Raw genomic sequence first — 7,182 nt, 5'->3', positions numbered from 1 at the left:
CACGTCAAGACGGCAGCGACGAAGCAGCCGTCGATCCTTGGGAAGCGCGTCACACCCCACGTGCTTCGTCATTCTTGCGCGATGCACACGCTCGCGGCGACGGGGGACATTCGCAAGGTCGCATTATGGCTCGGCCACGCCAGTATCCAGAGCACCGAGACCTACTTGCGCGCCGATCCCGAAGAGAAGCTGCAGATTCTCGCAGCCCACGGTGCCCCTGCGATCAAGCCGGGGCGCTTCAAGCCGCCTTCCGACGCCTTGATCACAATGCTCACCGACGTTCGAAGGCGGGCCTGACCCGTCTTCGAACACTCCCTCTAACCCGCATATTATCTGGAGTGAAATCATGGAAAACCGAAGGAAACCTGCGTCTCTCGCCGCCACGCTCGACATAAACTGCGACTGCAAAGAATATGTGTAATGTGGAGCTCCACATTACACGGCTTCGCGGGGCGTGATGTCGACGCGAATGTCATTCCACTCCTCGGTCGGAACTTCGGCCAAGCGCCGTTCCATCAGCGCCTCGCCGGTCGAGACGATCTGGATGACCGCGGAATGCCCGGCCTCCAGGTCCGCCGCGATCGAGCGGATCAACGTCGGCGTCTTCATCGATGTTAGCAGATGACCGAAGAAACGCTGCTTGGCGCTTTCGAAGGCGGAGCGCGCGGCGGATTTGGCCTGGCGGTTCAACGTCCCGGTCGAGCCGGTGATGTTGGCCGCCTGCATGGCCGCATCGAGATGGTTGTGGATGATGGCGAAGGCGCCGGCATAAGCATCGTAGATGCGCCGCTGCTCGGCGGTCAGCTCGTGCTCGACCAGCTCATATTCGACGCCGTCGAACGACAGCGATCGGGCGGTGTAGAGGCCGAGCGCGCGAAGGTCGCGGGCAAGCACCTCCATCGCCGCGACGCCGCCGGCCTCGATCGCCTCGACAAACTCGGCGCGGGTCGAGAAGGGAAAATCGTCGCCACCCCACAGACCGAGGCGCTGCGCGTAGGCAAGGTTCTGGACCGTGGTGGCGCCGGTGGCGGAGACATAGACGACGCGGGCATTGGGCAAGGCGTGCTGCAGGCGAAGCCCCGCGCGCCCTTGCTGCGAGGGCGTGACATCGCCCCGTTCTCCCTTGCCGCCGCCAGCGTTCTGCATCGCGTGCGCCTCGTCGAAAATGATCACTCCGTCGAAATCGGAGCCCAACCATTCGACGATCTGCTTGACCCGCGAAACCTTCTCGCCGCGGTCGTCGGAACGCAGCGTGGCATAGGTTGTAAATAGGACGCCTTCCGGCAGAGCGATCGGCTTGCCCCGCGGGAAGCGCGAGAGCGGCGTGACCAGCAGGCGCTCCATGCCGAGTGCGGACCAGTCGCGCTGCGCATCCTCAATCAGCTTGTCGGATTTGGAGATCCAGACCGCCTTGCGCCGGCCCTGCATCCAGTTGTCGAGCACGATGCTGGCCGACTCGCGCCCCTTTCCGACGCCGGTGCCGTCGCCGATGAAGAAGCCGCGGCGGAAGCGGACGACGCCGTTTGCATCATCGGCGGCGGCCGCCACGACATCGAAAGTGTCGTCGATGGTCCAGGAACCTGCGAGAAAATCGGAATGGGCTTCGCCCGCGAAGATCAGGGTTTCGAGCTGGGAGTCTGAGAGCGAGTCCATGATGGTCGCTGGCAGCGTCGGCCGATAGCTCGGCTTGGGCGGGGCGACCGAGGCCATGGCGGCGGATTGCACGAGCTTGGTGGGATGGGCCTGAGAGCCGGGAATACGGATCGTCTGCAATCCGTATTGCTCGTAGATCGCGTCGCTGAGGCGGGCGCCCTCGGCCGGGGTCCAGTCGACGGTCTCATAGGCGAGCGGCACGCCCTCGGGATCGGCGAGGCCCACGCGGGTCGCCGATGTCGCCGCGGTGCGCGCGAGATAGCCGCGAACGGTGCGCGGCGTGGCGCCGGTCGGCATGACCTGAACAGCAGGCGCGACAGCCAGGCGCGGCGGCACATGCTCGGCGATCCACGTCATCAGCGTGGCGATGTCGGGAGCGGTGCCGGGGGACGCCGGAAATGCGGATGGCTCGTCGGCCGGGATCTTGTCGATCACGGTCAGCCGGGTTTCGACGGTCGTGCCGTGCTTGGCATAGACTGAGCCATGGACGGCGGCGGTGAACACGACGCGGCCCCTCTCCTGCAGGCGGACGAAGGCGTCGCGCCAGGCCGGTATGTCGGGGCCGAAATTCGCGCCGGTGATCGCGACCAGGCGCCCGCCATCGGCGAGCCGCGCGAGCGCGGATGCGAGATGGCGATAGGCTGCGTCGGCGACACGCCCCTCGACATTGGCGAGGACCGAGAATGGCGGGTTCATCACCACGATTGTTGGGACGGTCGCCGGGTCGAGATGATCGTCGATCTGGGCTGCGTCGAAGCGGGTCACGGGAATGGCCGGAAAGAGGGAGGAGATGAGTGCGGCCCGGGTTTCGGCGAGTTCGTTGAGGACAAGCGTGCCGCCGGCGATCTCGGCGAGGATGGCGAGCAGGCCGGTGCCGGCCGATGGTTCGAGCACGCGATCGGCGGGTGTGATGGCGGCCGCAGTGATCGCGGCCAGGCCGAGCGGGATCGGCGTCGAGAATTGCTGGAAGGCCTGCGCCTCCTCGGAGCGGCGCGTGTGGGTGGGCAGAAGTCCCGCGATCTTGCCGAACAGAGGAACCGCCGCAGCCGGAGACCCGGCTTTGCGCAAAAGCGCCTTTCCGTATTTGCGGAGCATGAGGACGGTTGCGGCTTCGCAGGCGTCATAGGCGTCCTTCCAGTCCCAGGCGCCGGCAGTATCGGACGCGCCGAAGGCGGTCTCCATGGCGGTGCGCAAGACCGCGGCGTCGATGCGCTCGCCGCGCTCGATGTGAGGAAGGAGGAGAAGTGCCGCGGCATGGATGGCGGCAGCGTCGGTCGGCTGATCGGCGGCGGTCGGCAGCGCCGCCGCAAGGGTGTGAGCATTCATGGGAGACGTCCTCGGGAGAGCGGAGCGGGAAAGCCCGCCGGCGCTCTCTCTCGGACCGGACGGGCTCAAACCCGTCCCGGCCTTCCTCTCGCTCTCAAGGGGCGCGGCCCGGCCGCGCCATCAAGCGACAGACAATGGTCTCGATGATGTCAGGCACCATCGCCGCCATCGATCACCTCGGCGAGCCAACCGTTGGTATAGATCCACGCCACAGTTTCGCCGGTCGCGAGATCGAGGACATGCGCGCCGCCACCGAAGCCATCGAGACGCGGCCGGGAGCAGGTGTTGGCGTACTGAAAGCCCCATCGGCCGGTGAGGTGGAATTCGGCGGCGCAGCGTATGACGAACTGGATCAGCCGTTCGGGATCGCCGGTGACATCGTCGCGCATCCAGAGTTTGGAGCCGCCATGCTCGGGCTGGATGGACAGGAGGAAGCCATCGGACGGCGGTTCCTCGGATGCTCCGTCCTCGGACAGTTGGTTGTAGAGATCGAGCGCGCGGGCTGCGGTCTCGGGCGTGCCGACATCGAGCAGGCATGAGAAATGGGTGAAATAGTCGGCCATGAGGCCACTCCCGGAGAGCAGGGAACGGGAGAGCCGGCAGGCGCTCTCTCCTCCATGTCCGGCTCGCCACGTCCGGGCCAAACTCTCCCTCTCGATCGGCGCGCATGAAAAAAAGCCCGACGCCCCCGAAGGGACGCCGGGCTCGTCAAGTCAGATGAGGACCGCCGTCACTCCGCGGCGGCGAGGTGCCGTTCCTCCTCATCATCGGTGTTGGTCTCCTCGTCATCGCCGTCGAGGAAGTCCGGCAACGCCTCGTCGCCCTCGCCAGAGTCCGCCTCGGTGCTTTCGGCATCGGCGCCGGAATTGCGCAGCGGTTCGGGCAGCCAGCCCGTCTCGGCGAGGAGACGTTCGGCTTCGGTCGCCATGTCGCCCTTCTTCAGATGTGCGATGAGTTGGGCGGCGCGCTCGCCGGCGCCTTCACGCACCGCTTCGAGGATGCGGGGCTTGGTGACGCGGCCGAGATAGTTGGCGACGGTCGGCCGCCACCCGGCTTCGGCCATGTCGAGCCCGACCGCCAGCGACAGGCGATCGGCTTCGGCGATGCGCTGTTCGACACTATGCGCCGAGACACGGCCACCGTAGCGATCGGCCCGCTCATAAAGCGCATTGACGCCGAACGAAGCGCAATGGGCGAAGAGTTCGGCCTGTTCGGGGCCAGTCAGTGCGGCCAGCCCATCCCAGAGATCAGCGACTTTGGCCGGGAGCCGTTTGCGCCAGCTATCGTGCCGGGCCTCGATCGCCTTGGCATAGACGCTGTCACGAAGCCCTTCGGGCTGCGAATGGAAGGTCGTGCCCCGCACGCTGACCTCCATCGCGAAGCCGTACTGGCTGCCGCCGTAGAACACGTCCTGGCAGAACTTGTGCAGGACGGCGACGAAGGCGACCGAGGGATCGGTGGCGAGCTTGTCGCGGAGCGCGAGGGTGCGATCGGCGGTCAGCTCCGTGATCAGTCGATCGGGGAGCGGCTTGATCGTGTCGTCCTCGTCCTCCTCCTCGGGCTCGGCAGGTTTGCCGCAGATGGTGATGACCGCGCGCTGGACCGAAGGCGACGCCGGATAGTCAGCGTCATCGTCGCCGCCATCCTGCTCTTCACCCTCGCCATCGCCCGCCTGGTTGGCGATCTCGTCCTCGGGTCGGACATAGCCGCGGTCGATCGACAGCGTGCCGTCGGCGTCCAGGCTGACGAAGACCCCGGCGATCGCGATGTCGGCGGGTTCGTAGTGGACCGGCCGCTCGTCGAAGCTGGCGAGCGCGGTTTCGATTTCGCCAAGGCGCTGATCGATCTCGTCCGGCAACTCGTCGGCGTTCTCATATTCGGCCTCCAGCTTGGCGCACTCGGCGTTGAGCGCCTCGATGGTCGCCTGTTCGTCAGCCGTCAGGTCGAGCGGCGTGCCCACGATCTCGCGCAGGCCGTGGGTGGCGCCATAGGGGAAGCTCATCGCCACCTCGATCCATTTCCAGCCTTCGCCGGCGATCGCTTCGGCGGAGGCTTTCAGCTTGTCGGCGACCAGGCGATCGAGCAGCGCAGGATCCTGCAGCCAGCCGCCGTCGTCATCCTGGAAGAGATCGCGCAGCACGCAGCCGCCGTTGGTTTCATAGGCATCGATGCCGACGAATACGGCCCGCTTGTCGGATGCGCGGACGGCGGTCTCGGTCAGCATGCGCCGGATCTGGTAGGGTTCCCTCTGCCAGCTATTGCGAACCGACTCCCAGACCTGCTCCTGACGCGCATGATCGTTGGTGACGGTGAAGGCCATGAGCTGTTCGAGCGTGATGCCGTCCTCGGCATAGATATCGAGCAATGACGGCGAGACGGCCGCGAGGCGAAGCCGCTGCTTCACGACCTGGACGGACGCGAAGAATGCAGCCGCAATCGCCTCCTCGGTCATGCCCTTCTCGCGCATCGCCTGGAACGCGCGGAACTGGTCGAGAGGATGCAGCGGGGCGCGTTCGATATTCTCGGCCAGCGACACCTCGTCGACGAGGATGTCGGCATTGCGTCCGACACCACGCACGGCACCTTGGAGGTCTTGGTGAGGCGCTTCTGCTTGACGAGGAGCTGCAGCGCGCGGAAGCGACGCCCGCCCGCCGGCACTTCGTACATGCCGGTTTCCTGGCCGTCGGCATCGAGCACCGGCCGGACGTGGAGGGACTGGATGAGACCGCGCCGGGTGATCGACTCGGCCAGCTCGTCGATCGAGACGCCAGCCTTGACGCGGCGGACGTTCGACTGGCTCAGCACCAGCTTGTTGAAGGGGATGTCCTGCGCCGACGACAGGGTGATCTTCTGAATGGCAGTTGCCATGAGACTTACTCCGCGACGGGCGCCGAAAGCCTCTCTCTCGACCCTAAACCCGTCACGAAGCGAAGCACCGCCCTCTCACTCTAGGAGGGCAGCGACACCATCAAACGCCATCGGTAAGGTCACTGCCAGAACCGGCGATGATCCCGCGCCAGTCCTTCGTATTCGCCCATGACGGCTTGATGCCGCCCTAGAAATTCGAGCGCGGTTCGATGCCGAGGAAGCGGATCATGTTGTCGGGCGCGACGAAGTTGACACCCGAACCCAAGCTGCGGTCGCCTGTTGCGACGAGGCGGCGGAAAATCGCTACCTTGTCAGGATGCATGGGGGCGCCGCCCCACACAGCGTCCTGTACATATCGCGCGATGAAACCGGCGAGGACGTCGGCGACCTGAATGCCGATAGAATCGTGCGATCGCTGGAATTGCAGGTCGCCGCCTGCGAGAATTCGAAGTCGGCCGTCTGCAGGGGCAATTTCACGCCAAGCTGCGCCAGGTCCTCTGCGAGCTTCTTGTTGTGCAGAAGAATGTCTCCGAACTGCAATTGCTCGTCGTGGAACAGCGTCACGCCGGAAACCTGCTTTCGCGCGAAGCGATTGATCCGGGCGTAGATGTTGGTGAACGATGTCAGGTTCGGCAGAACCCAGAGCAGCTTCCCGGCGGGATTCTTGTCGGGAATCGGTAATGCCCGCTCGACGGCCTTGGCTTTCGGCAGCTTGCGGAAGTCCTTCAAGCTGTCGCGCGCAAAACGGATGATCCCCGCCGCCACGTCAGTAGGCGGAACTCCGCTTCCCTGCGCCCACCGAATTATTTGCTTGTAAAGTTCGCGTATTTCCGCGTGGTCTCTGCTTTGGCAACATGCGGCAAAGGCGTGAGCCAGCTCGGGAGGTGCATATAGCGCCATGTAGTTCGCCATAACGCCCTTCATCCAAAGGGCGCCAGGTTGAGTGTCGCATTCCCCCACATAGGGCACCACCATTCGCTCGATGATGTTCACGACAACGAAGAAGTGCTTGTCGACAAGCTCGATAAAGATTGGGGCGCGGCGCGTCTCAAGGAGGTCCAGAAGATCAAAGATGAAGCGCGGCTTGTCATAAGCCTGTTTTGATTTGAGCTCCGACGACTGGATGCGGTGCGCCTTTTTTAGTGCGCCCAATTTATCGGTGAAGTCCTGGTCGAGCGTGCAGCCGAATGCAGCCAAGGCGAACATGCGCTGTTCGACGAAGTAGGAGTCGATTTTGACCGTGCTCAGGTCGCCGGTATTGCCGCTTTCATCGATGTAATATTCCGCAGGCGCCTGCTCTAGCATTCTGTATCCAGTCGCTCGTTTGGCGATTGT

Annotated in this window: 4 protein-coding genes and 1 pseudogene; 1 reads left to right on the top strand and 4 read right to left on the bottom strand. The window is 64.6% G+C overall.

The window, feature by feature from the left end:
* The coding region (locus NW75_RS09000; protein ID WP_033964795.1) for a tyrosine-type recombinase/integrase at window positions 1-297 on the top strand (297 nt) is incomplete at its 5' end.
* A gap of 138 nt (window positions 298-435) precedes the next feature.
* Here the strand turns inward: NW75_RS09000 and NW75_RS08995 are convergent.
* The 4 genes and pseudogenes from NW75_RS08995 to NW75_RS28215 all read right to left on the bottom strand — a co-directional run bounded on the left by NW75_RS08995 (window position 436) and on the right by NW75_RS28215 (window position 6,319).
* Window positions 436-2,979: a strawberry notch-like NTP hydrolase domain-containing protein gene (locus NW75_RS08995; RefSeq protein ID WP_033964840.1), complete on the bottom strand. Its 2,544-nt coding sequence runs from the start codon at window positions 2,977-2,979 to the stop codon at window positions 436-438.
* A 149-nt stretch (window positions 2,980-3,128) separates the two neighbouring features.
* Window positions 3,129-3,542 (bottom strand): hypothetical protein, encoded by a 414-nt coding sequence (locus tag NW75_RS08990; RefSeq protein WP_006022619.1) that lies wholly within the window; start codon window positions 3,540-3,542, stop codon window positions 3,129-3,131.
* Between the two features lie 167 nt (window positions 3,543-3,709).
* Window positions 3,710-5,847 (bottom strand): annotated as a pseudogene (locus NW75_RS08985) (ParB/RepB/Spo0J family partition protein).
* A gap of 187 nt (window positions 5,848-6,034) precedes the next feature.
* Window positions 6,035-6,319 (bottom strand): DUF3800 domain-containing protein, encoded by a 285-nt coding sequence (locus NW75_RS28215; protein WP_443024452.1) that lies wholly within the window; start codon window positions 6,317-6,319, stop codon window positions 6,035-6,037.
* Window positions 6,320-7,182 lie beyond the last annotated feature (863 nt).

Origin of the sequence: Sphingomonas sp. Ant H11 (genome assembly GCF_000797515.1) — a bacterium.
Classification (GTDB): domain Bacteria; phylum Pseudomonadota; class Alphaproteobacteria; order Sphingomonadales; family Sphingomonadaceae; genus Sphingomonas.
The sequence above is the reverse complement of the archived record's forward strand: the minus strand, read 5'-3'. Positions and strand labels throughout refer to the sequence as shown.